Annotated in this window: 21 protein-coding genes and 2 pseudogenes; 19 read left to right on the forward strand and 4 right to left on the reverse strand. The window is 62.1% G+C overall.

Annotated features, from left to right (window positions below):
- Window position 1: 1 nt before the first annotated feature.
- The 16 genes and pseudogenes from RVAN_RS17810 to RVAN_RS19890 form a co-directional block, all read left to right on the forward strand.
- Entirely contained in the window at window positions 2-757 is a 756-nt protein-coding gene (locus RVAN_RS17810; protein ID WP_013421087.1) for an ABC transporter permease, read from the forward strand.
- Window positions 754-1,512 carry an ABC transporter permease gene (locus RVAN_RS17815; RefSeq protein ID WP_013421088.1) on the forward strand — a complete coding sequence of 253 codons (759 nt, stop codon included), beginning with the start codon at window positions 754-756 and terminating at the stop codon, window positions 1,510-1,512. Before RVAN_RS17810 ends, RVAN_RS17815 begins: the two co-directional genes overlap by 4 nt.
- Window positions 1,512-2,348, forward strand: coding sequence for an ABC transporter ATP-binding protein (locus tag RVAN_RS17820; RefSeq protein ID WP_013421089.1), 837 nt, complete (start codon window positions 1,512-1,514; stop codon window positions 2,346-2,348). The genes RVAN_RS17815 and RVAN_RS17820 overlap by 1 nt, the downstream gene beginning before the upstream one ends.
- A gap of 32 nt (window positions 2,349-2,380) precedes the next feature.
- A complete protein-coding gene (locus RVAN_RS17825; protein WP_013421090.1) occupies window positions 2,381-3,601 on the forward strand; it encodes a radical SAM protein in 1,221 nt (406 codons plus the stop codon).
- Window positions 3,602-3,631: 30 nt separating this feature from the next.
- On the forward strand, window positions 3,632-4,861 hold the full coding sequence (locus RVAN_RS17830; protein WP_013421091.1) for an MFS transporter: 1,230 nt from the start codon (window positions 3,632-3,634) through the stop codon (window positions 4,859-4,861).
- A complete protein-coding gene (locus RVAN_RS17835) occupies window positions 4,858-5,730 on the forward strand; it encodes an AAA family ATPase (protein WP_013421092.1) in 873 nt (290 codons plus the stop codon). The genes RVAN_RS17830 and RVAN_RS17835 overlap by 4 nt, the downstream gene beginning before the upstream one ends.
- Window positions 5,730-7,094, forward strand: a complete 1,365-nt coding sequence (locus RVAN_RS17840) for a nitrogenase component 1 (protein WP_013421093.1) — start codon at window positions 5,730-5,732, stop codon at window positions 7,092-7,094. Before RVAN_RS17835 ends, RVAN_RS17840 begins: the two co-directional genes overlap by 1 nt.
- Window positions 7,094-8,374: a nitrogenase component 1 gene (locus RVAN_RS17845; protein ID WP_013421094.1), complete on the forward strand. Its 1,281-nt coding sequence runs from the start codon at window positions 7,094-7,096 to the stop codon at window positions 8,372-8,374. Before RVAN_RS17840 ends, RVAN_RS17845 begins: the two co-directional genes overlap by 1 nt.
- Before the next feature lie 30 nt (window positions 8,375-8,404).
- A complete protein-coding gene (locus RVAN_RS17850; RefSeq protein WP_013421095.1) occupies window positions 8,405-10,711 on the forward strand; it encodes a tetratricopeptide repeat protein in 2,307 nt (768 codons plus the stop codon).
- A gap of 294 nt (window positions 10,712-11,005) precedes the next feature.
- Entirely contained in the window at window positions 11,006-13,351 is a 2,346-nt protein-coding gene (locus RVAN_RS17855) for an arylsulfatase (protein WP_013421096.1), read from the forward strand.
- Between the two features lie 190 nt (window positions 13,352-13,541).
- Window positions 13,542-16,091, forward strand: coding sequence for a TonB-dependent receptor (locus tag RVAN_RS17860; protein WP_013421097.1), 2,550 nt, complete (start codon window positions 13,542-13,544; stop codon window positions 16,089-16,091).
- Window positions 16,092-16,291: 200 nt separating this feature from the next.
- A complete protein-coding gene (locus RVAN_RS17865) occupies window positions 16,292-17,023 on the forward strand; it encodes a TonB C-terminal domain-containing protein (RefSeq protein ID WP_013421098.1) in 732 nt (243 codons plus the stop codon).
- Between the two features lie 29 nt (window positions 17,024-17,052).
- On the forward strand, window positions 17,053-17,793 hold the full coding sequence (locus tag RVAN_RS17870) for a MotA/TolQ/ExbB proton channel family protein (RefSeq protein WP_013421099.1): 741 nt from the start codon (window positions 17,053-17,055) through the stop codon (window positions 17,791-17,793).
- The gene (tolR, locus tag RVAN_RS17875; RefSeq protein WP_013421100.1) at window positions 17,774-18,313 is read left to right on the forward strand and encodes a protein TolR; all 540 of its coding nucleotides are present in this window, start codon (window positions 17,774-17,776) and stop codon (window positions 18,311-18,313) included. The genes RVAN_RS17870 and tolR overlap by 20 nt, the downstream gene beginning before the upstream one ends.
- Window positions 18,314-18,423: 110 nt before the next feature.
- Window positions 18,424-18,787: pseudogene (locus tag RVAN_RS20700) on the forward strand (transposase); the annotation flags it as partial.
- Window positions 18,788-19,045: 258 nt separating this feature from the next.
- Window positions 19,046-19,753 (forward strand): annotated as a pseudogene (locus RVAN_RS19890) (IS5 family transposase); the annotation flags it as partial.
- Window positions 19,754-19,802: 49 nt separating this feature from the next.
- Here RVAN_RS19890 and RVAN_RS17885 read toward each other — a convergent pair.
- Genes RVAN_RS17885 through RVAN_RS20590 form a run of 3 tightly spaced genes read right to left on the reverse strand, consistent with a single transcriptional unit; the run spans window position 19,803 to window position 21,503 of the window.
- On the reverse strand, window positions 19,803-20,840 hold the full coding sequence (locus RVAN_RS17885) for an IS481 family transposase (RefSeq protein WP_013421101.1): 1,038 nt from the start codon (window positions 20,838-20,840) through the stop codon (window positions 19,803-19,805).
- Window positions 20,841-20,889: 49 nt separating this feature from the next.
- Window positions 20,890-21,270, reverse strand: coding sequence for an ABC transporter permease subunit (locus tag RVAN_RS17890; protein ID WP_049779531.1), 381 nt, complete (start codon window positions 21,268-21,270; stop codon window positions 20,890-20,892).
- Window positions 21,270-21,503 (reverse strand): hypothetical protein, encoded by a 234-nt coding sequence (locus RVAN_RS20590; protein ID WP_049779533.1) that lies wholly within the window; start codon window positions 21,501-21,503, stop codon window positions 21,270-21,272. Before RVAN_RS20590 ends, RVAN_RS17890 begins: the two co-directional genes overlap by 1 nt.
- Between RVAN_RS20590 and RVAN_RS20420 the strand changes: the two genes are divergently transcribed.
- From RVAN_RS20420 to RVAN_RS17900, 3 genes are all read left to right on the forward strand, one after another.
- A complete protein-coding gene (locus tag RVAN_RS20420) occupies window positions 21,396-21,908 on the forward strand; it encodes an AMP-binding protein (RefSeq protein WP_155942512.1) in 513 nt (170 codons plus the stop codon). The two genes, RVAN_RS20590 and RVAN_RS20420, sit on opposite strands and share 108 nt — an antisense overlap.
- Window positions 21,860-22,135 (forward strand): AMP-binding enzyme, encoded by a 276-nt coding sequence (locus tag RVAN_RS19365; RefSeq protein ID WP_245258083.1) that lies wholly within the window; start codon window positions 21,860-21,862, stop codon window positions 22,133-22,135. Before RVAN_RS20420 ends, RVAN_RS19365 begins: the two co-directional genes overlap by 49 nt.
- 381 nt (window positions 22,136-22,516) lie before the next feature.
- Entirely contained in the window at window positions 22,517-22,756 is a 240-nt protein-coding gene (locus RVAN_RS17900) for a thiosulfate oxidation carrier complex protein SoxZ (protein ID WP_013421102.1), read from the forward strand.
- Between the two features lie 283 nt (window positions 22,757-23,039).
- On the opposite strand, the gene RVAN_RS17905 is transcribed toward RVAN_RS17900, so the two are convergent.
- Window positions 23,040-24,056: an ABC transporter substrate-binding protein gene (locus RVAN_RS17905; protein WP_013421103.1), complete on the reverse strand. Its 1,017-nt coding sequence runs from the start codon at window positions 24,054-24,056 to the stop codon at window positions 23,040-23,042.
- Window positions 24,057-24,092 lie beyond the last annotated feature (36 nt).

Consider the following 24,092-nt stretch of genomic DNA (forward strand, 5'->3'; position numbering starts at 1 on the left):
GATGAAGCGCTCGCATCTGCTCGGGTTGATCGTTCCCGCCGGTCTTCTTGCGGCTTGGACAGGGGCAGCTCGGTTCGGGCTGCTGCCTGCGCAGATCCTGCCGGACCCGGCGCTCGTCGCGCAAACGATCGGTGAGACGCTGGGGAGCGGCGAACTGTGGATGCACCTTTCCGCCAGCCTCCAGCGCATCGCTGTCGGCTTTGCGCTCGGCGCGGTTGCGGGACTGCTGCTTGGTGCAGCGATCGGCGCGTCTCCTTCGCTTCGGGCGCTTTTCCGGACGCCGTTTCTCGTCATGACGCAGCTTCATGCTCTCGCGATGCTACCGCTCATCGTGCTGGTCTTTGGTATCGACGAGGAGATGAAGCTCTTCGTTATCGGCTGGGCGACATTCATTCCCGTCGTGCTGAACACCGCGCAGGGCATCCGCGAAGTGTGCCCCGCATGGCTCGAAGTCGGCCGGGTGCTTGGGTTCGATCCCTGGTATCAGGCCACCCGCGTCGTTCTGCCCGCTGCTGCGCCGTCGATCTTCACCGGAATCCGTGAGGGGCTGGCGAACGCGTGGCAGGCGCTGATCCTGGCTGAACTGTTCGCGTCCAGCGAGGGGCTCGGGTACCTGATCGTTTGGGGCCGCCAGCTCTTTCAGCTCGACCTCGTGCTAACCGCCATCTTGACGATTGCGCTGGTCGGCCTCCTGCTCAACGGGGTGCTGGGGATTGCCGAACGCCGGTTATACCGCTGGCGTGGAGGCGTCGCATGACGATCCGCGCGCCCTCGCTGAAGCCATTTGCCGTCCTTGGAGGCACGCTTGCGGTGTGGGAAGCCGCCACGCTTCTGGAACTAGCAGACCCCAATTTCCTGCCGTCGCCTCATGCCGTGCTAGCGCGGGGTTGGACCGAAGTGACAACCGGCACGCTTCCCGCCGACCTCGCTGCGACGCTTTCGCGCCACATTCAAGGGCTCGGCATTGGCGTCTCCGCCGCGCTGGCTTTCGGGCTCCTGCTTGGCTTGTCCAAACTCGCTAACCGGCTTATTGGGCCGCTGTTCCTGGGCTTCAGGCAAATCGCGCTGTTTGCCTGGGTTCCGCTGCTGTCGCTGTGGTTTGGCGGAAACGAGGCTGGGAAGATCGCCTTCATCGCCGTTGCCGCCTTTACGCCGATGGTGGTGAGCACCTGGCGTGGAACAAGCGAAATTTCTCCAGCCCATCACGAACTCGCGGCGGTGCTGACCCTTGGCCGTCTCGACTACGTTCGGCTGATCGCGCTGCCGAGTGCGCTGCCGCAGGTGCTGACCGGGTTTAGAAGTTCTCTCATCGCGTCCTGGCTCGCGACAGTCGGCGCGGAACTGTTCCTGAACGTCGCTCCTGGTCTTGGCGGCCGCCTCAACGAGGGCCGTGAAACTTTCCAGATGGATCTGCTGCTCGCCATGCTCATCGTGCTGGTGGCCATCGGCATGATTTACCAGCGACTGGCCGATGCCGGAGAGATGAAGCTGCTGAAACGGAGAACAGCCTGATGACCGCGCTCGCTAATCCCGTCACGTTCCGGCTTGCCGCGCTTGAACTGGAAAGCGTCGGCCGCGCCTTCGATGTAGCCGGCACAAAGTTCGACGCATTGCGCGACGTGTCGCTGACTGTGTGCGAGGGTGAATTTATCGCCTTTGTCGGCGCATCGGGATGCGGGAAGTCGACGCTTCTCAAAGCGATCGTCGGTCTCGACCGCGGCTTTGAAGGAAGTATCAGGATCGATGGAAAGCCCGTCGATGGCCCGAACCTTGACCGGAGCATCGTGTTTCAGGAGCACCGTCTCCTGCCATGGCTTACGGTCGAAGCCAATGTCGGCGCGGCGCTCAGGAGAAGCGGCCTTCCGTCCAGCGAGCGGAAACAGCGCGTGGCCGAACAGCTCGATCTCGTTGGGCTTTCCAGCTTCGCGAAGGCATATCCGGCTCAGTTGTCCGGCGGGATGGCGCAGCGTGTCGCCATCGCACGAGCGCTCGTGACGCGCCCGCGCTTTCTGCTTCTGGATGAGCCGCTCGGAGCGCTGGACGCACTGACCCGTCTCAGGCTTCAAGGCGAGCTTGCCCGGCTCATTCGACACGAGGGCACCACGGCGCTGCTCGTGACGCACGATGTTGATGAAGCCGTCACCCTCGCCGACAGAATCGTCGTGATGAAACCGCATCCTGGGCGCGTCGCGCGGATCCTCGATGTTCCGCGCCATGCGATCCGCGACCGCTCGTCTCCAGCCTTCCTGAGAGCGCGAGACGAGGTTCTGGGGCTGCTCGGTGTTCCGGGTTTCGTCGAGGAACCCGATGCCCCCCGTGACCGCCCGGCCGAACTCCAGACGGCCTGACCTCAGATCCCACACAAAAGGAGTAGTGCAGCATGACGACAGAAAAACGGTCCCCCTTGCCGAAATCGAAGCTGTGGGAAGAACTGAGGCTCAAGGCCGAACTCGGCATTCATGGTGTTGCCATCACGAAGCAGGCACTCGACTTCGTGAGGCCCGCCGAACTGGCCCAGGAGCAGGTTCACAACCTGTTCGAGATGGATTTCTTCGTCCACGATTTCGAGCTTCCTTCAGGCTACGATCTTCCCGGAGGCATCTCGGTCCCGTTCCGCTGGAACCCCAATTCGGCGAACATCATCGATCTGGATGGTAGCCGCACCATCATCACTAACAAAGGGCATGAAGTTGCGGAGGTACGCTTCCACAAGCGGCCCGGCTTTTACGGCCTGAAGACCTCGGATGGCCAGGACATGGCGACTATCGGCGCTCTGTATCGCCATCGCGCCCTGTTTTTCGCCTACAGCAACGAGTGTTCCTACAAGGATCGAGGCGAAGACTGCGCCTTCTGCAATATCAACCACACGAAGGACGTTTACGGCGAGAAGAAGGGCATCTTCTGGAAAACGCCGAGACAGATCGGTGAAGTAGCCGCGGCGGCCTTCGCGGAAAACGCGGTCGATCATCTAACGGTCAGTGGCGGCATCATCCCCGAGCGGCGCGAACTCGAATATTATCTCGACGTCGCCGAGGCGATCCAGGAGCACACCGGGCTACAGGATTTCAACGGCACTGCCGTCGTCGCCGCGCCGCTCGACCTGCGCCAGATCGACCGCTTCCACGAAGCGGGCTATCGCACCACCGCGATGAACATCGAACTGTGGGACAAGGGCTTCTACGAAACCATCTGCCCCGGCAAGGCACGGACCAGCGGCGGCTGGGATCACTGGCTCCACGCTCTGAAATATGCCGTCGGCGTGTTCGGTCATGGCCGCGTGCGCTCGAACATGGTTGCGGGCATCGAGCCGAAGAAAAAGACGCTCGAAGGCCTTGAGCACCTCGCCGCTGCGGGCGTTGTCGGCACGTTCTCGGTGTGGTGCCCAAATCCCGGCTCCGAGCTGGAAGGCCACCGCTCGCCCGTTCCCGAGTGGTACATCGATCTCGCGGCGAAGACGACTGCGATCTGGAAGAAGAACGGCTTCACCTTCCAGCAGGTCAGCGACTGCAACGCGTCGAACGACTCCCTTCAGCACGACATCTGGCGCATCGAGGACGACCTTCTCCCGTCGCTTCAGGAAAGCAGCCTCGAACTCGCCTGATGAGCGGAAGGGGCGACGGTGGCGCGAATCATGGGCAAGACTGAAGACGGCGCGCGGGCGTTCCGCGTGCCACTACACTGGCTTTTCATCCTGGCCGGCGCGACGAGCGGGATCGCCTTCGGCATCCTCTCGGTTGGGCTGCCGGTCTACGCACTGAAGCTCGGCGCCAGCGCAGCGGAGACCGGGTTCCTGCGCGCGGCGACCGGGCTCGGCATGCTGATCGCCGTGCTTCCGGCAGGCATGGCGGTGGACCGCTTCGGAGTGAGGCGCGTGTTTTTCCTGGCGAGCGCCGCGAACGCCGCGTCCGTCGCGCTTTGCGCGCTTGCGGCGTCGCCCGAAACGCTCGCCTTCGCCATGATGGGCGAGGCTTTCACGCGCGCTTTCGTGTTCGCGGCGCTCGCGTCTGCCTTCCTCCACGCGCTGCCGCTTATCGGCCTGCACCGGGCTGGATGGAACAAGGCCGCCATATCGCTCGGCATCAGCTTTTTCGGACCGTTTCTCGGCGGTGCGCTTATGTGGGGTCTGCCGTTTGGAGGCGTCTTTGCCATCGCTGCGGTCATGATGTGCTCGGCGAATCTCCCGCTACGCTTCATTCCCGTACCGGAGGCCGCGCAGCGAGAGGAGCATCGCCGAAGCATCGCGAGCCGATTCGCCGAAAGGCGGGCCTCGCTCGCATCGCTGTTTCGCTCGCCGGGCGTTCCGACCTGCCTTGCGGCGGAGACGCTGTTAACGGCCGTGTTTGCGTCTTTCGCAACTTTCATCGTGGTCCTCGCCGTCACGGAGCGCGGACTGGCGGCGATGGAAGCTGCGTGGATCGCTGGCGTCGAAGGTGCGGCTTACATCGCAACCTCCTTCTTCGCCGGGACGTGGATTCAGCGTTTCGCTTTTCCGGTGGCGCTCGGCGTCGGCACAGCGGTAATCGTCCCGTCGCTTGCAGGACTCGCCTTCGCGGAAGGCTTCCTCCTTCTCTTCGTTTTCGCGACAACCCTGGGCCTCGGCATCGGTCTGCTGACGCTTGTCGTGACGATGCGAGCCGGCACGCTGCCCGGTGCGAAAGGCGAGATCAGTTCACTCTTCATGACCGCAACAGGCCTCGGGGGCATGGTCGGCCCCGCTTTCGCCGGAGCTATAGCGGCGGCTTTCGGCACGCCAGCGGTCTTCCTTTCCTTCATGCCGCTCTTCGTCGCCCTTTTAGCCGTCACGGCCATTCGAGCCCGGGCACCCCGTATTTCAAGCCTCATCCCGTCGGAGGAAAAGTGATCCACGCGCCGAAACACATCGCGATCTATGGCAAGGGCGGCATTGGCAAGTCCACCACCACGTCGAATATCAGCGCGGCGCTCGCCGAGTCCGGGCAACGCGTCATCCAGGTCGGCTGCGATCCAAAGGCGGACTCAACGACGATCCTTCGCGGCGGCGCGGACCTGCCGACCGTGCTCGACACGCTGCGCGAGCGCAGCCGCACCACCATCGAGTCGATCTCCGCCATCGGTTTCGGCGGGGTCCTCTGCATTGAGGCGGGAGGCCCGGTTCCGGGCGTGGGCTGCGCGGGGCGCGGCATCAGCGCGGCCATCGACCTCCTTTACGAACTGGACGTGTTCGAGACGTTCAAACCGGATGTGGTCCTTTACGACGTCCTCGGCGACGTCGTGTGCGGCGGCTTCGCGGTCCCGATCCGCGATGGCATCGCGAGCAAAGCCTTCGTGGTGACTTCGTCCGACTTCATGGCAATCTTCGCCGCGAACAACCTCTTCAAGGCCATCCAGAAATATGCGCCGACCGGCGGCGCTCGCCTCGGCGGCATCATCGCGAACGGCCTTCAGGCTTCCTACGCGCGCCCGCTCGTGGACGATTTCGCCGCGAGAACAGGCACGCGCGTGGTGGGCTACGTGCCTCGCTCGCTCACGGTTGCGCAGGGCGAGCTTTACGGCCAGACCGTGATCGAAAGCGCGCCACGCTCTGAACAGGCCGACATTTATCGCGCCGTTGCGCGCGCCATCGTGGACGAGGAAGAAACGACGGTTCCCCATCCTCTCTCCGATCCCGACCTTAAAAGCTGGGCGCGTCAGTGGGGCGACCGGGCTTTCGCCGAGGAGAAAAAGCTGGTCGCTGTAGGGGGCGGAATCTGATGGCGCCTCGCCCCGGCCTTGTGATCCGCGAAAAACGGCTGAACGCGATTGGCGCATGGCTCGGCGCGTCGTCGTCGATCCTTGCCGAGTTCGCCTCGGGCGATGCCGCGCAGCGCGTGCGCACGTTCTCAGAGGCTGCGCCGGACGATGTGACGGCGGCGCTCAACTTTCTCGGTGGCATCGAGGGTGCAGCTATCGTCGTGCATGCACCCCGTGGCTGCGCGGCGGCGGCTCTCGCACAAAAGGGCGCTGCGGCCTTCGCCGTGACGGGCCTCGACCAGCGCGACACCATCATCGGCTCCGGCGAGGCTCTCGCGCGCACCATCCGGTCGCTCGTCGAACGACATCGCCCATGGGTCGTTTTCATCGTCGGCGGGCCGGTCGTGGCCATCAACAGCGATGACATCCGAAGCGTCGCCGCCGATCTGACCGAAACCCTCGGCATACCCGTCCTGCAGGTGCAGACGGACGGTTTCCGCTCGCGCATCGCTGCCACCGGCTATGATGCCGCGACGAAGCCGCTTTTGCCGCTCGCGTCGGCCCCGTTCGCGGGGGCGCGCGAGGACGTGATCAATATCATCGCGCTCAATGCGCGCGCGGGCGACGGCATAGCCATGCTGCTTGAGCCGCTCGGGCTTCGGGGGAATCTCCTGCCGGGCGGAGCGAACGCGGCGAGCTTCGAGCTAGCGGGGAAGGCGCTTCTCACCGTGCCTTTCGATGGCGATGCGGGCACGACTTTCGCGGAAAGTCTGGCTGAAGCGACGGGTGTGCCGTTCCTTTTATTGCCGCCACCCATCGGGCTTTCGGCATCGCGCGCGTGGAGCGAGGCCGTGGCCGCAGCAACCGGACGAAGCGCGTGGCCAGCCACCTGTCATCCAGTAGAGGCGGATCGGGCGCTCGACGGCTTGCGCGTCCATATCGCCTTGCCACAGGCATTTGCCTTCGCCGCCGCCGGGCTGGTGGAGGAGCTTGGCGGCGCCATCTCGGCCCTGACCGTGGATCACCTGGACAAGACGCATCTCCCCGCAGCAAGAGCCTTCGCGGAACGATGGCCCGAGGCGACGCTCCATGCGGCGGCGGGACAACCCTTTGAACTCGCCAATCTTCTGTCGAAAACAAAGCCGGACCTCTTCATCGGGCCGCCGCCCCTTGCAGCGTTTGCGAGCCGGGCCGGTATCGCCGCGGTCGGCGCGGCACCTTACCAGCTCATCGGTGCGAGCGGCGCTGAATGGCTCGCGAGCAAGGCCCGGAACGCGCTCGCCAACCGCGCTTTCGGCGCGCGCCTCGCGGGTATTCGCTCCCCATACGCAAGCGGCTGGTATCGCCGCAGTGCCGACTGGCACATCAAGCAGGAAGTTCGCTGATGGCTCATCCTATCGATTGCCCCGGCGCGGGCTGCGCGCTTCACGGGGCGATTTACGCCGCTTCGGCCGTGCGCGGGATGGTCCCGATCGTTCACGGACCGTCGGGCTGCGGTTATCAGGCAGCGCTCGCCGCGCCCCTGTCGGGCTGGCTCGATGCAGGCGGCATCGCCGTGCCGTCAACGAACCTGTCCGAGAAGCAGGTCGTTTTCGGCGGCACGGCGCGGCTGCGCGAAGAGATCAAGAACGCGGTGAAGGTCACCGATGGCGCGCTTTACGTCGTGCTGAGCACATGTCCCACCGAGATGATCGGCGACGACATTCCCGCCATGGCGAAGGAGGCGCGAGCGCAGGGCTTCCCCGTGGTCGACGTGCCCTCAGCTGGTTTTCGCGGTGCGGTGCAGGCCGGATATACAGCCTTCCTCAAGGCCGTCATCGGCGCGGACCTCGTCATCGATAAAGGCGCGCGCGATCCGACGCTTGTGAACGTGTTCGGCCTGGTGCCCGGCGCGGACGCGGCATGGGTCGGCGACATCGAGGAATGGTCGCGGCTTCTCGCAGGGATCGGCCTTCGCGCGAATGCAGTTCTCGGTCCCTCAGGCGGGGTGGAGGATCTTCGTCGCGTCGGCAATGCGGCGCTGACGCTCGTTCTTTCGCCAGCGGGACGTGGACCGGCGGAAGATCTTCAGGCACGGTTCGGAGTGCCGTGGCTTGAAGCCGGTGCGCTCCCGGTCGGTGCGTCTGCAACCGCCGATTTGCTGCGAAGGGTCGGCGACAGTGCGGGGCGTCCGCGCGATGGGGTCGAGACATTCGTCGCCTCCGAAATCGACCGCGAAAATTGGTTCCTGGAGAGGCTGTCGCACGCCTATCACGCGCTCGACCTTCAACGCAGCTTCGCTCTGGTTGCGACTGGATCAAGGGCGGCGGGTCTTTCCGCCTTCCTTACCGGAACGCTCGGGCTGCTGCCCCGGCTCGTTGTTGTGGCGGAACCGCTTGCGCCCGAGGAAAAGGCCCGGCTCCTTGCCGAACTCGACACAGCGGCCCCCGGCGGCAAGGTCATTTTCGCCGAGAGCGCGGGAGAGATCACGGATGCAATCGCGGCGGCGAAACCGGAGATTATCCTCGCGCGCTCAATCGAGGCGGACATCGCGGCGAGACTCGGCGTGCCGCTCGTGCAGATTTCCACGCCCGTCACCGACAGGATCGTGCTCGACACGCCGCTATCCGGCTCGCGCGGCGCGCTCGCGCTGATCGAGGCGATCGGCACCGCTGTCTTGCGGTAGCTTTGCCGCGCACCCGACTGAAAGCCCTCCATGCAACATCGCTCGGTTTTTGTGTGCGCCACGTTTTGCCTCACGCTTCTTGCCGGTGCTTTTTGGTGTGTGGCGGAGGCGCAGACCGGGAGCGATGCCCTGAAGTCTGTTTCGAGGGCCTTTCCGCCGGGCTATGTGGGGCAGGAGCGATGCGTCGCCTGCCACGAGTCGCAGCGCCGGGACTGGGCCGCCTCATCTCACGCGAAATCGATGCAGGTGGCGTCACCCTCAACGCTTCTCGGCCGCTTCGATGGCAAGCCGGTAGGCGGCGGAGACTTCGCCGCGTTCATGCGGGAGCCTTCAGCCTGGGCGCGCCTCGATGGTGCCAACGGAAAGAAGGCCGATTTCCCGGTAGCCTTCACGCTGGGTGTCTTTCCGCTTCAGCAATATCTGGTGCCTTTCAGCGGCGGACGATTGCAGGCGCTCCCCTTCGCGTGGGATAGCCGCCCGGCTTCGGAGGGTGGGCAGCGCTGGTTCAGCCTCTATCCCGAGGCAGGCATCAAACCCGGAGACGCGCTCCACTGGACGGGCCGCAATCAGACTTGGAACAGCATGTGCGCCGACTGCCATTCCACGGGCCTTCGCAAGAACCATGATCCCGCGACGCGCGCCTACAGCACAACCTGGTCGGACATCAACGTCGCGTGCGAGGCATGCCACGGCCCCGGTGCGAGTCATGTTGCGTGGGCAGAGAGCGGGCGTGCTGCGACCATTCCCAACAAAGACTTCACGGCTGAAGGCGCGAGCGCGCGCGGCGGCTATTGGGGCGATTTCGATGAACGAGGCATCCGCCGCTTCGTCGGTCCGGCGAGGCAGCGGGAGGTCGACCGATGCGCGCCCTGCCACGCCAGACGCCGCGCCCTGACCGATGGATGGACGTCTGGCCAGCCGCTCCTCGACAGCCACTCGCCGGCACTGCTCGACGACACGCTCTATTTCGCGGACGGACAATTTCAAGACGAGGTCTTTGAAATCGGCTCCTTCCTGCAAAGCCGCATGGCGCAGGCGGGCGTCGTCTGCACCGACTGCCACAGCGCGCATGGCGGCGGCCTCAAGGCGGGAGGCAACGGCGTGTGCGCGCAATGCCACGACGCCAGCCGCTTCGACACCTCCTCGCATCACCGTCACACGCAGGGGTCAGAGGCTGCGCGGTGCGTCACCTGCCACATGCCGGGACGCACTTATATGGGTGTGCATGTCCGCCACGATCACAGCTTCCGGCTGCCCGCTCCGAGGCGCGCTGCGGCGCTCGGCGCTCCCGATCCCTGCCTCACGTGTCATGCGAAGCGCGGCGCGGATTGGGCCGAAGAGGCGTTGAGCCGTTGGGGCGGTGGCGGTCATCGAACGGGCTCGAAATTTGCGGAAGCACTCGATGCAGGCCGCAAAAGGCTTTCCGGAGCGGACAGGCTCCTTGTCGAGGCGGCGATAGATGCGAGCAATCCAGCCATAGCGCGCGGGACCGCGCTCTCCCTCCTGGCCCGCTTCCCCGGACCTTTGGCGCTTCCCGCGCTCAACAAGGGCCTCGCCGATAGCGAGCCTCTCGTCCGGCTTGGCGCGGTTCGGGGACTGGCGCCTTATGCCCCACCGCTGCTCTCAAGGCTTCTCTCTCCTGTCATGGGCGATCCCGCGCGCGCGGTGCGAACGGAAGCGGCGCGGCTTCTGGCTTCCGCCAACCCCGCCGAACGCAGCGAGCCGTTCAGGAGCGCGCTCAAGGAGTGGGTCGAGGCGGAGCAGCTCGCATCGGAACGCCCCGAAAGCGCGCTCAACCTCGGCGTTCTATGGGCAGAGCTCGGCGATGCGGAGAAAGCGGAGGCGACATTGCGATCCGCCATTGAGGAAGATCCGTCGTTCACGGCCGGAGCAATCACGCTCGCGGATCTTTATCGCGCGGAAGGCCGAAATGGCGAAGCGGAGCAGGTGCTTCGAAAAAGCGCCGCGGCCGCCCCGCGGGCGGGCGACGCGCGCTATGCGCTGGCGCTCACGCTCATCCGGCAGGGTAGGCGCGCCGAAGCCCGCACCGAACTTGAACGCGCGGCGACCCTCAGCCCCGAAGAGCCACGGTTCGCCTACGCCTACGGACTTGCCCTATGGGAAGACGGCGACCGCGCACTTGCTATCGATATTTGGCAGAAGGCGAGCCGACGCAATCCGGGGGACCGCAATCTTCTCGAAGCGCTCGTAAGTTTCGCGCGGGAGAGCGGCCGTATCGAGGAAGCGGCGAGATATGCGCGGTCGCTTGCGCGGCTTGCTCCCGGCAACCCAGACGCCGCTACCGGACGTGAGGAAAAGGAGCCTGACGGTCGCTGAAATCCGTATGCGAATTTTACCGGATATGTCGCAGCGTGAGCTTCACGCAACTTCCCCGGAAGTGTTGAATTGTTCACAATCGATAACGGGTAGAAAAAACTTCTCTTGCTCGCGGCAAGCGCGTCTCCCAGAAGAAAAACTACCTTGACTATAGACTTAGTATACTTAATCTTTGCGAGCATGAAGAGCCATTATGGTCTTCTTTTGCGGCATCTGGTGGGGGATGCCGTGCGTCCAGTTGCAGGCGCAATCCCCCTGATCTGAATAACTCCGAAGTCCTTTTGGGAGAGACAAATGAGTCAATCCAGATCCTGGCGGTTTACTGCCGGGGTGGCCCTTCTTGCGGGCATGAGCAGCCATGTATTCGCGGCTGAGGTTTTGCCGAAGCCCGATCAGCCCTTCGCGGGTATAGTCGACGTCGACGCGAACAAGTCGAAGCCGGATGCGCCGAAAAATGTCACCGCGCCCAAGGGTGCGCCGAACATTGTCCTCATCCTGCTCGATGACGTAGGGTTTGGCGCGACGTCCATCACAGGCGGCCCGATTCCGACGCCAGCGCTCGACAAGCTGGCCAGCGAGGGACTTCGCTACAATCAGTTCCACGTCAACGCGCTCTGCTCGCCGACGCGCGCGGCGCTGCTTTCGGGGCGCAACGATCATCAGGTCGGCTTCGGCACGGTTGCGGAGATCGCCGCCAACTATCCGGGCTACAATGCGCGCTGGCCGAAAAGCGCAGCTTCCATCGCCGAGGTGCTGCGCTTCAACGGGTACTCGACCGCCGCTTTCGGCAAGTGGCACAATACGCCGATCGGCGAAACCGGACCGGCTGGTCCGTTCGACCGCTGGCCAACGGGACGCGGGTTTGAATATTTCTACGGCTTTCAGGGCGGTGAGACCAACCAATGGCAACCGAAGCTCTGGCGCGGCACCACGCCCGTCGAACCTTGGGGTACGCCGAAACAGGGCTACCATCTGACCACGGATCTTGCGAACGACGCCATCAACTGGCTGCATCAGCACGACGCGACTGCCTCCGACAAGCCGTTCTTCGTCTATTTCGCCACCGGCGCGACACACGCACCGCATCACGTTTCCCAGGATTGGATCGACAAGTTCAAGGGCCAGTTCGATCAGGGATGGGACAAGCTGCGGGAAGAAACTTTCGCGCGTGAAAAGGCTCTGGGTGTCATTCCGGCCGATGCGGAATTGACGCCGCGCCCGGCAGAAATTGCCGCTTGGGATAGTCTTTCGCCGGAGCAGAAAAAGCTGTTGGCACGGCAGGCCGAGGTTTACGCAGGCTTTCTTGCGCAAACCGATTACGAAGTTGGCCGTGTGCTCGATGCGATCCGCGAGGAAGGCAAAGGCGACAACACGCTGGTTCTCTACATCGTGGGCGACAACGGAGCCAGCGCCGAAGGTGGCCCCGAGGGCCTCGACGCGCGCGCTACGGACGGCAGTCCTGTCAGCGTCAAGGGACGCCTCGAGAGGGCTGGCGAGCTCGGCACCGATTCCTTCTACAACCACTATTCGGCGGCTTGGGCCTGGGGCCTGAACGCGCCGTTCCAGTGGACAAAACAGGTCGCCTCGCATCTCGGTGGCACGCGCGATCCGCTGGTCGTTTCATGGCCGTCGAAGATCACCGACAAGGGCGCGATCCGCGGCGGTTTCCGGCATGTCACGGATATCGCGCCCACGATCTATGAGGCGGTCGGCATCACCCCCCCCGACGAGGTCAACGGCGAGAAGCAGGCGCCTCTCGAGGGCAAGAGCTTCGTTGACAGCTTCAGCGACGGAAAGGCGAAGAGCAAACACACCACCCAAGTATTCGAGACGGTCGGCAATCGCGGCATCTACAAGGACGGCTGGTGGGCGGGCGCGCGCCATGTCGTCCCGTGGAAGACCTTCGAGCGCTTTGGCACGCCCATTGGCGAGCATCCGTGGGAGCTTTACAATCTCGACAAGGATTACAGCCAGTCGCGCGATCTCGCGAAGGAAAACCCCGAGAAGCTGAAGGAATTGCAGGCACTCTTCGATCAGGAGGCGAAGCGCACCAACATCTATCCTCTCGCTCCCGTCCCCGCGCTTCTTACGCCCGGCTCGACCGAGCCCAAGCAATTGGTGTTCCGAGAGGGCACAAACCGCGTTCCTGTTCTGATCGGTCCCAGAACTGGTTCGCGTTCTCACACGATCACGGCGAAAGTCGAAATACCCGATGGCGGTGCCAAGGGCGTGATCGTTGCCGAGGGCGGCCACCTCGGCGGCTATGTCATCTACATCGATGACCAAGGCCGTGCAGTCTACGAGACGAACGCACACGGAAACGCAACTGGCCGGATCGTCTCGGCAGCTACGGTGCCTTCCGGGAAGGCGACCATCACGCTCGATTTCAGTGTCGATGGCGACGAGGCCAATCCGCTTATCAAGGTGGCGCGAGGGTTCGGACGCATCCCGCAGCCAGGAACGGCTCGTCTTTCCGTGAACGGGGCCTCTGTTGGCGAAACGAAGATCTCGAACCTGTACACGAACTATCACGAGACGCTGGATGTCGGGTCCGATCTGGGTACGCCGATCAGCGACAACTACACCGTGCCGTTCAAGTTCACGGGCAAGATCGAGACGGTGACGCTCGATCTCAAATAGGCGCGCGGTCCGCGCTGCATGCAGCGCGGCTCAACGGTCAGGAAAGAGCCCGGCGGCGATGGGCATCCCGCCGGGCATTTCATCGGATTGCGAAACAAGCGTTGCAATCCGAAAACGTACGGCACCCGGCTGGGGTGGCGAAGTGAGTTGAACCCGGGGCGGGTTCATTGGGCAAGTTGGGTGGGAAAACATGATAGTAAAACAGTCGCCCTCGGCTGACGGGCAAGGTATTGACGCGCGTCGTCTGAGACGTGGGCTTCTTTACGGCGGTGCAGCTGCACTTGGCTTGAGCGTTTCGTCAACAGCGATCATGGCGCAGGATCAGGCGTCGCCCGCTGGCCAGAGCGGTGCAGCCTCCGCACCGAAAGCAAAGAAAAAAGCCGATCAGTCAGCCGCCCCGGAAACTGCGGGCAGCGCTACGCAAAACGCGGCAGGAGCGGCGGTCCCGCCAGCCGCCGGAGGGCAGACCGCGGCGGTTGGAGCGACCGCGACCATTCAGGACGTCATCGTGACGACCCGCCTGCGCGATGAAGAACTGCAGGAAGTGCCGATCCCGGTTTCGGCTGTTAACGGCGAGACCCTTGAGCGCGAGCAGCAGAAGACGGTGAAGGACTTCGCGCAAAAGGTTCCGTCATTGTCCGTCGTCGCGCCGAACGCCCGCAACACCAGTATCGCCATTCGCGGCGTCGGCAAGACATGGGCCAGCGACGCGCTTGAAGCGAGCGTCGGCGTCATCGTCGACGGCGTCGTAGCGACAATCCCCGGTATGTCCTGGGGCGACTACGCCGACATTCAGCAGATCGAGGTGGCGCGCGGACCGCAAGGCACGCTTCTCGGCAAGAATACGACGCTGGGAGCGCTGAATATCACGTCGAAAGCGCCGAGTTTCATTCCCGAGAAAGAGGTCGAAGTCACCTATGGCTCGCGCGACCTGTTCGTGACGAAGGCGACAGCGTCGGGGCCGATCATCGACGATACGCTTGCCTATCGCGCGTCGGTCTACTTCGACGGACAGAACGGCTACGTCGAGAACATCCTGCCGGGCGGCGACACCTATAACGGCCAGAATCGCTGGGGCGGCCGGTTCCAGTTCCTCTACACGCCGAACGAAAACGTCACGAATCGAACGATCATCGATCACAGCGAGGCGAGAGAAGATCTACTGGTGCAGGCGCGCCTGTCGGACCCGCGGACCTACAGCGACACCGGTTCAACGCGCGCCACAAGCTATACATCCCGGCTTTCCAATCTCGGATACACACCCTTCTTCGACATCTACAACAAAGTCGACGTCAACCAGCAGAAGCCGGTTTATAGTAGCGGCAACGGCATATCCACGCAGACGGATTGGAAGATCGGTGGCGGCTATACGGTGACATCGATCACCGCCTATCGCGATTACCATTTCGATGCCTTGAACGACAGCGACTTCTCGAAATATTCCATCGTTCAGGGCGGCTATCTCGTCGACGCCAAGCAATATTCGCAGGAACTTCGCCTAACCTCTCCAAAAAACGTCGATGTTCTGGGGCAAAAGTTTGACTACACGGCTGGACTTTTCGCGCTCAGGAACGAAACGACATCGACGCTTCGTACTAATTTCGGCAGGGACGCGGGCCAGTTCTACGCCAACTCCCCTGCCAGCACGCAGGTGATCGTAGATAGCCTCAACGGCGTCAACCTGCGCCAGCTCGAAAGCCCGGAGACGACGAGCCTCGCGGCGTACGGCCAGACCACATGGCATGCGACGAGTGCGGCCGACCTCACCCTCGGTATCCGCAATACTTACGAAGAGAAGGATAACTCAACGCGGAAGTGGTATTTCGGGGGAACCTCGACAGACGCGACCGGCATCCGGAACACGGTTCTCCGACTTTTTCCCAGCACGGAGCCAATTCAGGGCAAGGCCATCTACTCTGATTCATGGTCATGGCTCGTGAACCCAAGCTACAAGTTCACAGATGACATCCTCGGCTACATCTCGATCAGTTCGGGCGAGAAGTCCGGCGCGGTACAGTTCGACCAGACGACCGGTCAACCCCTCAACGTAGAGCCCGAGGGGGTCACGGATTACGAAATTGGCCTGAAGACGACGTTCCTCGACAAGAAACTGACGTTCAATCCGAACCTCTACTACACCGAAATTACGAACTACCAGTCTCTGCTTGGTAAGCTGAGTTCGAACGGGCTGACGGCGATCAGCTACCTCGGCAACATTCCCGGCGTTCGGCTGCGTGGTGTGGAGCTTGAGGGCAGTTACGATACCCCGTTGGAAGGCTTGAGGCTTAACTTCGGTGGGGCTTACAACGACGCAATCTACACCGACTTCAAGAGCGCGCCATGCGCTTCCGACCTCTCCTATTCCACGACGACAACATGCGACTTCACGGGCAACCGGCTTGCCGGTGCGCCTCGCTGGAGCGGCAATGTCGGGGCAACCTATTCGCGCTCGGTCTGGGACGGCTATACCGGCTATTTCTGGATCAGTGAGGCGTTCCGGTCGGGCGCTTATCTCGACACAGCTCTCTCCAAGCTGGCTTGGCAAGAGGGCTACGGCCTGACCAACCTCGGCATCGGCTTTCATCCCGATAACAAGGCTTGGGATGTGTCCATCTGGGGCAAGAACGTCTTCGACAAGGAGTACCTGACGACGGTCGTCAGCTTCGGCCCGACATCTCCGGTGATCGCCGCTACCGGCGAGCCGCGCGTCATCGGCATCACGTTTCGCACAAAGCTATGAAATTTCGCTGAAGGGAAATCGACGTCTCACACATCGTGAGACGCCCCGCCTTCCTGCAAATCAATTTTCAACTTGTAGACATATATAGATCGACATTTCATAGCAAAATTTTTTCGCGCGCGAATATATTTCGACAAAAAGTATGATATACGGTTAATAAAAGCGGGCACCCGAAAACGACGACTAAGGGCCTATTATTGATGAACCTGGAAGTCACCAGCAAGTTGACGCCCGATGCGGCGTTTTCGCTGCCTGCCCGGGAAGGTGAACCGGCTCCCATTTCGGCCGCGGTGTTAGGTCTTGATGCGCGCCGACAGCCCTATGCTCTCATCTTGTCGGGGATTGGCATCTATTCTGCAGCGCTCGTCGCTCTGCTTACGATCAATTTCGAGGCGCTGCCGATTACTCTCGAGGCTCCCGTCGAAGTCGTTTACGAAGACCCTGTTCCGGAAGAACCAGAGCAGCCACCAGCGCCGCCGGAGCCCGAGGTCGCTCCCGAGCCGCCGCCGCCAGAGCCGGCAGCGGAGCCCGAGCCAGTGAAGGAAGAGCCGCCACCGCCGCCGAAGCCCGTGGAGCCGCCTCCGCCGCCAAAGCAGCAACCGAAGCCCAAGCCGAGACCCGCAACGGCGCAAACTCCCGGCGCAGTTCCGAGCGACTACGCCAACAAGGTCTATCAGCGCATCAACCGCGTCGCCAGTAGTGGCTTCCCGAAGTCGGCGCTCTCGCGAGGGCAGTCGGTGCGCATCAGCTATGTGATCGTGATCGGTGCGGGTGGAGAACTCGTCTCGAAGTCGGTCGTGAACTCCGGCAATGCGGCGCTCGATCGGGCCGTTTCCGAGGCGCTCGCGCGGTCGGCTCCGTTCCCGGCGCCGCCAAGCCTCGGAGCGAAGAGTTACCGGATCGCCGGCGCGATCGTCTATCGCTCCCAATAGCAAACTGATAACCGACATAAGGACATACAATGGCCGATCCCGCTTCGAGCCTCGCTGCAGCAGGCGCCGCCCACATCCTGACCCCGCTGGAGTTGTTCCAGCAGGCCGATATCGTTGTGAAGGCCGTGATGGGGCTCCTGATCCTCGCCTCCGCATGGGGCTGGGGCATCATTGCAGCGAAGTCGATTCAACTGGCGATCCTGAATGCGCGCGCAAAGCGTCTGCTGAAGAGCCTCGCTCACGGTGTTCCTCTTACGGATCTTTCCGAAACCTTTCTCAAGGTGCAGCCAAACGATCCGCTTCGCGTCGTCTATCAGTCGATGATCGATGAGAACAAGCGCTCGGCAGAGCTGCGCCACAGCGCGGCCCAACAGGAGAGCCTTCTGGACCGCGTTTATCGCGTCGGGCAGCTCGCCAGCAGCAACACCCTCGATCGGCTGAAGGGCGGCCTGCAGAGCCTTGCCACCATCGGCGCGGTGTCTCCTTTCGTCGGCCTGTTCGGCACCGTCTGGGGCATCATGAACAGCTTCCAGGGTATCGCCGCCTCGAACAATACGAGCCTCGCCGTCGTCGCGCCTGGCATCGCGGAGGCGCTTTTCGCCACCGCGCTCGGCCTCGTCGCCGCCATCCCGGCGGTGGTCTTCTACAATCGCATCAACGGCAATATCGGGCAGTTCGGCAAGAGTCTGAAGACGTTCGTTGAAGTGTATGGCGTCGAACTATCCAGACAGCTTTCGAAAGGAGAGACTCATGGGCGCCTCGCTGCGTAATTCCGACGACGCGTCGGACGACGCCCCGATGAACGAGATCAACGTCACGCCGCTCGTCGACGTGATGCTTGTGCTCCTCATCGTGTTCATGGTCGCCGCGCCGATGATGACGGCGGGTGTGCCGGTCGATCTTCCCAAGACGCAGGCAAAACCGCTCAACGACCAGAAACCGCCGCTTGCCGTCAGTGTGAACGCTGCGGGACAATATTACATCGGCACGGAAGAGGTTCCGCTGGAACTACTTCTCTCGACGCTGCAAAATCATGCGGAAAACGAACTCGACCGGCGCATCCACGTGCGCGCCGACAAGGATCTTCCTTATCGCGCCGTGCTGGAGGTGATGGGGCAGATCAGTTCCGCCGGCTTCACGAAGGTTGCGCTCGTGACCGAAGCTCCGGGAGGCCCGGGTGTGCGAAGCGCTTCGGTGAATTCGGCACCGGGCGACAGCGGAACCGCGGCACCTGCCGTTTCGCCCGCAACCGCTCCGCCTGCGCCTGCGGCCACCGCGCCCGCGCAGTGAAACGCTGACCGCCGCGGCGTAGCGGCGGTCGAAAGGCGGCCTGAACTTGAAGCTGCGCGCGGTCTGATACCGACCTCGGTTTCTCGCGGCAGAAGGCAAGACCCGGCCATCCGAAGCGGAGGGCTTTCTGGGCCGAGGCGGCGCTTGCTTATCTGTCGCGCTACACGCACCGCGTTGCGATCTCGAACACGCGCCTCATCTCCCACGATGAACGCAGCGTGACCTTTCATGCTCCATATCCTGCCACGCGGCTTTCACCACATCCGCCATTACGGGCTGTTCGCCAGTGCGCCCCGGGCAGCCAATATCGTCCGCCTGCGCGAGTTGCTCGGTTCTGCGCCGCCGCCGGAGACAACCGCAAGTCCAAATCAGGACGAGCCGGCGGAAAAGCCTTTGCCGCCATGCCCCTGCCGCGGCGGGCGCATGATCGTCATCGAGGTGTTCGAGCGCGGAATGCAGCCGGGATATCGGCCGCCACCACATAAGCTGCTGAACTTGCGCTTCCGACGGGTGTGTATCCCATTGCAACAGACTGAAACCTCAGCGTCCCCCCTGGTCCCTTGGGAAGCATGGCGTCCGTTTCTGATCTAAGATCTCGAATCTCCAAAATGGGTGAGAGCAAGAACGCTTTGCCGCTAATGCAAGTTGCAGCTTAGTGTCCATCCGGAAACAGCTTGGGTCCATTGAATCACTTATGATTCCCTGTGGGCGGCTGATTCGGGGGAGCCGCCGATGTGGACGAACGACAACCGCGCTCGGTATGACATGAGCAAGCTTCGCTATCCGAGCGATCTGACGGACGAGGAATGGGCGGTGATCGGTCCCATGATCCCGCCCGCAAAGCGAGGCGGCAACAAACGCACGGTCAGCGAACGCGAGGTGGTGAACGGGCTGATGTACATTCTCAGCACCGGATGCCAATGGGCAGCACTGCCCAAGGACCCGCCGCCTCGCAGCACCGTGAACGATTACTTCCGCCTCTGGGACTATGACGGCACGCTGGATCGCATCCATCACGCGCTTTATGTCAAATGCCGCGAGCTTGCCGGGCGCGAGGCCAGCCCCGCGGCGGCGATCATCGACAGCGATGCGCTCAAGTAGCGCGTCGTGCGGTAGCGCGCCGCTCATAAGCGTGAAGAGCGCGGAAAAAGGGGGCGTTGCATCGATCAGCCGGGCTACGATGCCGGCAAAAAGATCAAGGGAAAGAAGCGCCACATCCTTGTAGATACGCAAGGCCTGCTGCTGTGCGCCATCGTTCATGCCGCCGATATCCAGGACCGCGACGGCGGCGTTCTGCTGATGAGCGCGCTGTTCGGACTGTTTCCGTTCCTGCTCAAACTCTACGCGGACAGCGGCTACCAAGGGGAGAAGTTTCAAAAGGGGCTGAGACGGGTCTGCGAGCAGATCGACGTCGAAATCGTCAAGCGCTCGGACGCTGCGACTGCAAAACCAGAACGACACGGCGGCAAACAAAACGACGATCAGCAGCTTAACCTGCGCGTAAGTGATCTGCGCGATGCCGAGATCGAGAACCCAGCGCCGACCCGGCTCCCAGGAGCCTAGCGCTGTTCAGTCCCGGCATTTGATGGATTGGATCGATCTTGAATCTTTCCGGCTCATTCGTCCAGCATTTACAGATGAACTCATAAGGCGTGAGGCCTTTGAGGGTCTTTAGTCGGCGAGCAAAGTTATAGGCGTTGATGAAGTCCGATAGGTGGGTTTCGAGCTGCTCGTGACGGTCGTAGTGATAGCGTTTGACCGTCGCCTCCTTGATCGTCCGGTTCATTCGCTCGACCTGGCCGTTTGTCCAGGGATGCTTGACCTTGGTGAGGCGGTGCTCAATGCCGTTCTCGCTGCATCGCATGTCGAACATGTGCGTCATGTATCTGGCCGTTGGTCCATCGGCATAACGCGGCGGAAACGTGAACTGGATGCCGTTGTCGGTGAGCACCGTGTGAATCTTGTAGGGAACTGCCTCTATCAGGGCGACGAGGAAGGCTGAAGCGGACGTCCTGCCGGTCTTTTTGACGAGTTGCACGAAGGCGAATTTGCTCGTGCGGTCAATGGCGACGTAGAGATAGAGCTTGCCTTCGGCCGTCTGCACCTCGGCTATGTCGACATGAAAATAGCCGATCGGATAGGACTTGAACTTCTTCCTGGCGGGCTTGTCGCCTTCGACGTCCGGCAGCCGAGAAATACCGTGGCGCTGAAGACAGCGATGCAGCGACGAGCGAGTCAGATGCGGTATCGTCGCCTGTAGCGCATAGAGGCAATCGTCGAGCGGCAAGAGCGTATGCTTGCGGAAGGCGACGATTATCGCCTCTTCCTCGACCGACAGAACCGTGGATTTCGGCTCTTTCGGTCCAGTCGGCACATCGGCGACGGATGAGCGCTTCTTCCATTTCGAAACCGTCTTCGGGTTGATGCCGTAGCGCTTGGCCAGGGCCCTCAAGCTCTCTTGACTATGCTGTATCGCTCGACGGACCGCCTCAGTCGTTGTGGCGCTCCCATGAAGAATTTGTCCCATAGCGCATCCTTCCAGCCGAGGGAGAATAATGCACCATCAAATGCCGGGATCAAACACCTAGCGAGAAGCGTGGAATACCGGAAAGGCCATCCGGGCCGCCGGTGAAGCCGAGGTTAATCACAAGCGTCACGAAGATGAGTTGCATCGCGAACGTCACGATCATGAAATAGCGGGCGCGTGCCTTGAGCGCGGGCCACCCGATGATCAGCGCGCCAACGGCTGCGGCAGGCGCGCCGAGAACAACGGTCAGCGGGAAGACGTTCGGCGGCAGCACCTTTGAGGAGAATATCGCCGCCGCATAGGCTCCGAGACCGTAAAACACGGCGTGTCCCAGATGCATGAGACCACCGAGCCCCTTGATGAGCATATACCCGTGCACGGCGATGACCAGGATATCGGCGAGGGTCAGAACATCGACAACGTAGGCCATCAGGCGCGCTCCCTGACGGGACTGATGCCGCCGAAAAGCCCCTGGGGTCGAGCCAGCAGGACGGCGAGAACGAAGCCATAGGCCACAACTTCCTGCCAGGTTGCAGGTAGGATCCAGACCGCGAGATGGAAGGCGAGTCCAAGAAGCACGGCTCCCAGGATCGGGCTTTTGAAATTGTTCAGACCGCTGATGATGATCGCCGCCAGCGCGAGAAACAGCCGGGTACCCAGCAATTCGATGCCGGGCAGAATCTGATCGATGACGCGGCCTCAATCGGCAAGCCGCGTGGCGACGCCGAGATCAGGATCGTCGATGAAAATGACGTCGAGCTTCCAGCAGGCGAAATCGGCGAGCTTGTGTTCAGGCCTGCGGATCCTTGGCGCGTGATGCTCGGCTATGACCAGATAGCGGAGGCGACCATCTCCAACAACCGGAATTCTGGTTCCACACCGGCGACCGAGCATGGAAGGCCGAGGACGGCTGGTTCTGGTATGTCGATCGCATCAAGGACAGCATCCGGCGGCGTGGAGAGAACATTTCCACGCAGGAATTGGATGCCCTCGTCAGGCAGCACCCGGATATCGACGATGTGGCGGCAATTGCGGTTCCTTCGGAGTTTTCCGAGGACGAGGTCATGATCTACGTGAAAGCGCGGGAAGGGGCGGCGCTTACGGCTGAAGGGATCATCCGCTTCTGTGACGGTCGGATGCCTTACTATATGGTCCCGCGCTATGTCGATTTCGTCGATGAGTTCCCGCTGACCCCGACCGAAAAAGTCCAGAAATACAAACTTCGAGAACGAGCTTTAGCGACGCTTTCAGGCGTATTCGATCGTGAGAAGGCTCGCATCAAGTTGTCGCGCTGATGGATCGCTGTGGTTCGCCGCCTGAACAGCGCGCAATGTCTCGGCTATGCCACCCGCATCATCGCACGACAATGGTACGAGAGCTACGATCCGGCCTATCTTGAAACAGCAAGGCAGGCGTCGACGCCATCATGGGGCAACTTCACGAGATCGCGCAAAGGCACAAGCGGCGCGCGATCCTACCGCCGAATATGATAAGCGGGACCGGCCTCATCGTTATCGACAACGAAAAACCGAAATTCTACCAAATGGCAGGAATGGCCGTAAGCGATCAAAATGATGCACGAAGGGCCATATGTCTGCAAATGCCTGCAAATCACACGCGCCGAAGGTTATCGCGGCCGGCGCTCCTGGCGAAGTGCTCGCCTTGACAGCCATCCAATGGAAACGGGCCTCAGAAAGGACGCCAAGGGAAACGTACTAGCGAAGCGCATCATCGAGCGCTTCGAAGCGAGCCTGAACGGCAGGCCGGCGCTGACGGTGGACCTGAACAGATCGGTGGCGGCGAATCCATATTTGCGGCTCTCTATCTCACCCACCGAAAGCGGAACCCTTGCGCTGCACTGGACGGAGGACACCGGCAGGCTCACCGAGAAAAGCGTCGCCATCGTGGTAGGATGATGGATGGTGGGGTCGGCGCTTCGGCGTTTTAGACTAATGCCTCATAGGCTTGTTTCGGGCGGGCCGGCCGGGGCGCGATGTGGTCGTTCGCGCGCCGGAGCGATCGATGCCGTCGAATGCATCGGCGACGCCGCAAGATATGATGGAACGGTCCGGAGCCGTCGCGCTACCGCTGCGCCTGCCCGCCAACACTCGTACCCATGGCCTCAAATTGGAAGCGACACGGGAATGCATCGAACTCATTATGAGAAGAGTGAAGACCGCAAATACTGAGGCGAAGAGATCAACTCCCCGGCAAGTGGTGGATGTCTTCGAAGAACACGTCCTTCCAACTCGCAGGCTTCGCCGATATAGCGCCCGTCGAGTACATGAAGTCCGCATAGTCGACGATCTTCTTGGGCGTGAGCGTCCACTCGTTTTCGGGCTTCGTGATGAGCGCCGCAGCCTGTTCCGGCGTGAGCTTCGATTTCTCGGCCTTCACCCAGATTTCGGCGGCCTTCAGAGGCTCCGCCTTAATGAACGCGAGGGACTCCTCTAGTGCGGCGAGGAACGCCTTGATGACCTTCGGATTTTCGTCGTGGAACTTTGACGTTGCCCAGACTGAATTGTAGGTGTGCGGGCCGCCGAGCACCTCATAGCTGTCGAGCACCTTGTGCACGCGCGGATCGGCAAGTTCGTCATAGGCGAACGGCGCGGCGGTGAAGTGCCCTGTGACCTCGGATCTGCCGCTCAGCAGAGCCGCCTGTCCGTCGGGGTGACCGAGGGAGATCGTGATCGAGTCCAGCTTGTTCGCCTGTCCCTTGCCGAACGCCTTCTCCGCGGCGATCTGCAAAGTCACCGCCTGGATCGAGGATTTTACGGCGGGCAGCGCGATCTTGTCCTTTTCCGTGAAGTCCTTAATAGACTTCACGTTCGAGTTGTTCGTGTTGAGAATGATCGGCATCGCGTTGAAGGAGGTTACCCCCTTCACCTTGAAATTGTTCTGCGTCTTGCCCCAGATCGTCAGGAGTGGGCCGACGCCACCCGATGCGAAATCCAGGTTGCCCGAAAGGATCGCCTCGTTCATGCCCGAGCCACCGGTGAAGCGCAGCCATTCCACCGACACGTCGACGCCGAGTTCCTTCCCGTGCTTCTCGATTAGCTTCTGTTCTTCGAGAAGGACCAGCGGCAGATAGGAAATGCCGAACTGCTTCGCTATGCGCAAGGTTTTCGTTTCGGCGCTAGCCTGTGGTGTCGTCACCGCTGCGAGAAGCACGAAACCAGCGATCACCGCCGCCAAATTTCGAAACAAGCCATTCATGATTTTCTTCCCTCTATCGCGAGCGACAGCTCACGT

The sequence above is a fragment of the Rhodomicrobium vannielii ATCC 17100 genome, from assembly GCF_000166055.1.
GTDB lineage: Bacteria > Pseudomonadota > Alphaproteobacteria > Rhizobiales > Rhodomicrobiaceae > Rhodomicrobium > Rhodomicrobium vannielii.

What these genes read in the sequence shown, in the direction of transcription:
- RVAN_RS17810 (WP_013421087.1), top strand. Translation starts at nt 2, where the DNA reads ATGAAGCGCTCGCATCTGCTCGGGTTGATCGTTCCCGCCGGTCTTCTT.
- RVAN_RS17815 (WP_013421088.1), top strand. Translation starts at nt 754, where the DNA reads ATGACGATCCGCGCGCCCTCGCTGAAGCCATTTGCCGTCCTTGGAGGC.
- RVAN_RS17820 (WP_013421089.1), top strand. Translation starts at nt 1,512, where the DNA reads ATGACCGCGCTCGCTAATCCCGTCACGTTCCGGCTTGCCGCGCTTGAA.
- RVAN_RS17825 (WP_013421090.1), top strand. Translation starts at nt 2,381, where the DNA reads ATGACGACAGAAAAACGGTCCCCCTTGCCGAAATCGAAGCTGTGGGAA.
- RVAN_RS17830 (WP_013421091.1), top strand. Translation starts at nt 3,632, where the DNA reads ATGGGCAAGACTGAAGACGGCGCGCGGGCGTTCCGCGTGCCACTACAC.
- RVAN_RS17840 (WP_013421093.1), top strand. Translation starts at nt 5,730, where the DNA reads ATGGCGCCTCGCCCCGGCCTTGTGATCCGCGAAAAACGGCTGAACGCG.
- RVAN_RS17845 (WP_013421094.1), top strand. Translation starts at nt 7,094, where the DNA reads ATGGCTCATCCTATCGATTGCCCCGGCGCGGGCTGCGCGCTTCACGGG.
- RVAN_RS17850 (WP_013421095.1), top strand. Translation starts at nt 8,405, where the DNA reads ATGCAACATCGCTCGGTTTTTGTGTGCGCCACGTTTTGCCTCACGCTT.
- RVAN_RS17855 (WP_013421096.1), top strand. Translation starts at nt 11,006, where the DNA reads ATGAGTCAATCCAGATCCTGGCGGTTTACTGCCGGGGTGGCCCTTCTT.
- RVAN_RS17860 (WP_013421097.1), top strand. Translation starts at nt 13,542, where the DNA reads ATGATAGTAAAACAGTCGCCCTCGGCTGACGGGCAAGGTATTGACGCG.
- RVAN_RS17865 (WP_013421098.1), top strand. Translation starts at nt 16,292, where the DNA reads ATGAACCTGGAAGTCACCAGCAAGTTGACGCCCGATGCGGCGTTTTCG.
- RVAN_RS17870 (WP_013421099.1), top strand. Translation starts at nt 17,053, where the DNA reads ATGGCCGATCCCGCTTCGAGCCTCGCTGCAGCAGGCGCCGCCCACATC.
- tolR (WP_013421100.1), top strand. Translation starts at nt 17,774, where the DNA reads ATGGGCGCCTCGCTGCGTAATTCCGACGACGCGTCGGACGACGCCCCG.
- RVAN_RS17885 (WP_013421101.1), bottom strand. Translation starts at nt 20,840, where the DNA reads ATGGGACAAATTCTTCATGGGAGCGCCACAACGACTGAGGCGGTCCGT.
- RVAN_RS17890 (WP_049779531.1), bottom strand. Translation starts at nt 21,270, where the DNA reads ATGGCCTACGTTGTCGATGTTCTGACCCTCGCCGATATCCTGGTCATC.
- RVAN_RS20420 (WP_155942512.1), top strand. Translation starts at nt 21,396, where the DNA reads ATGGAAGGCGAGTCCAAGAAGCACGGCTCCCAGGATCGGGCTTTTGAA.
- RVAN_RS17900 (WP_013421102.1), top strand. Translation starts at nt 22,517, where the DNA reads ATGGAAACGGGCCTCAGAAAGGACGCCAAGGGAAACGTACTAGCGAAG.
- RVAN_RS17905 (WP_013421103.1), bottom strand. Translation starts at nt 24,056, where the DNA reads ATGAATGGCTTGTTTCGAAATTTGGCGGCGGTGATCGCTGGTTTCGTG.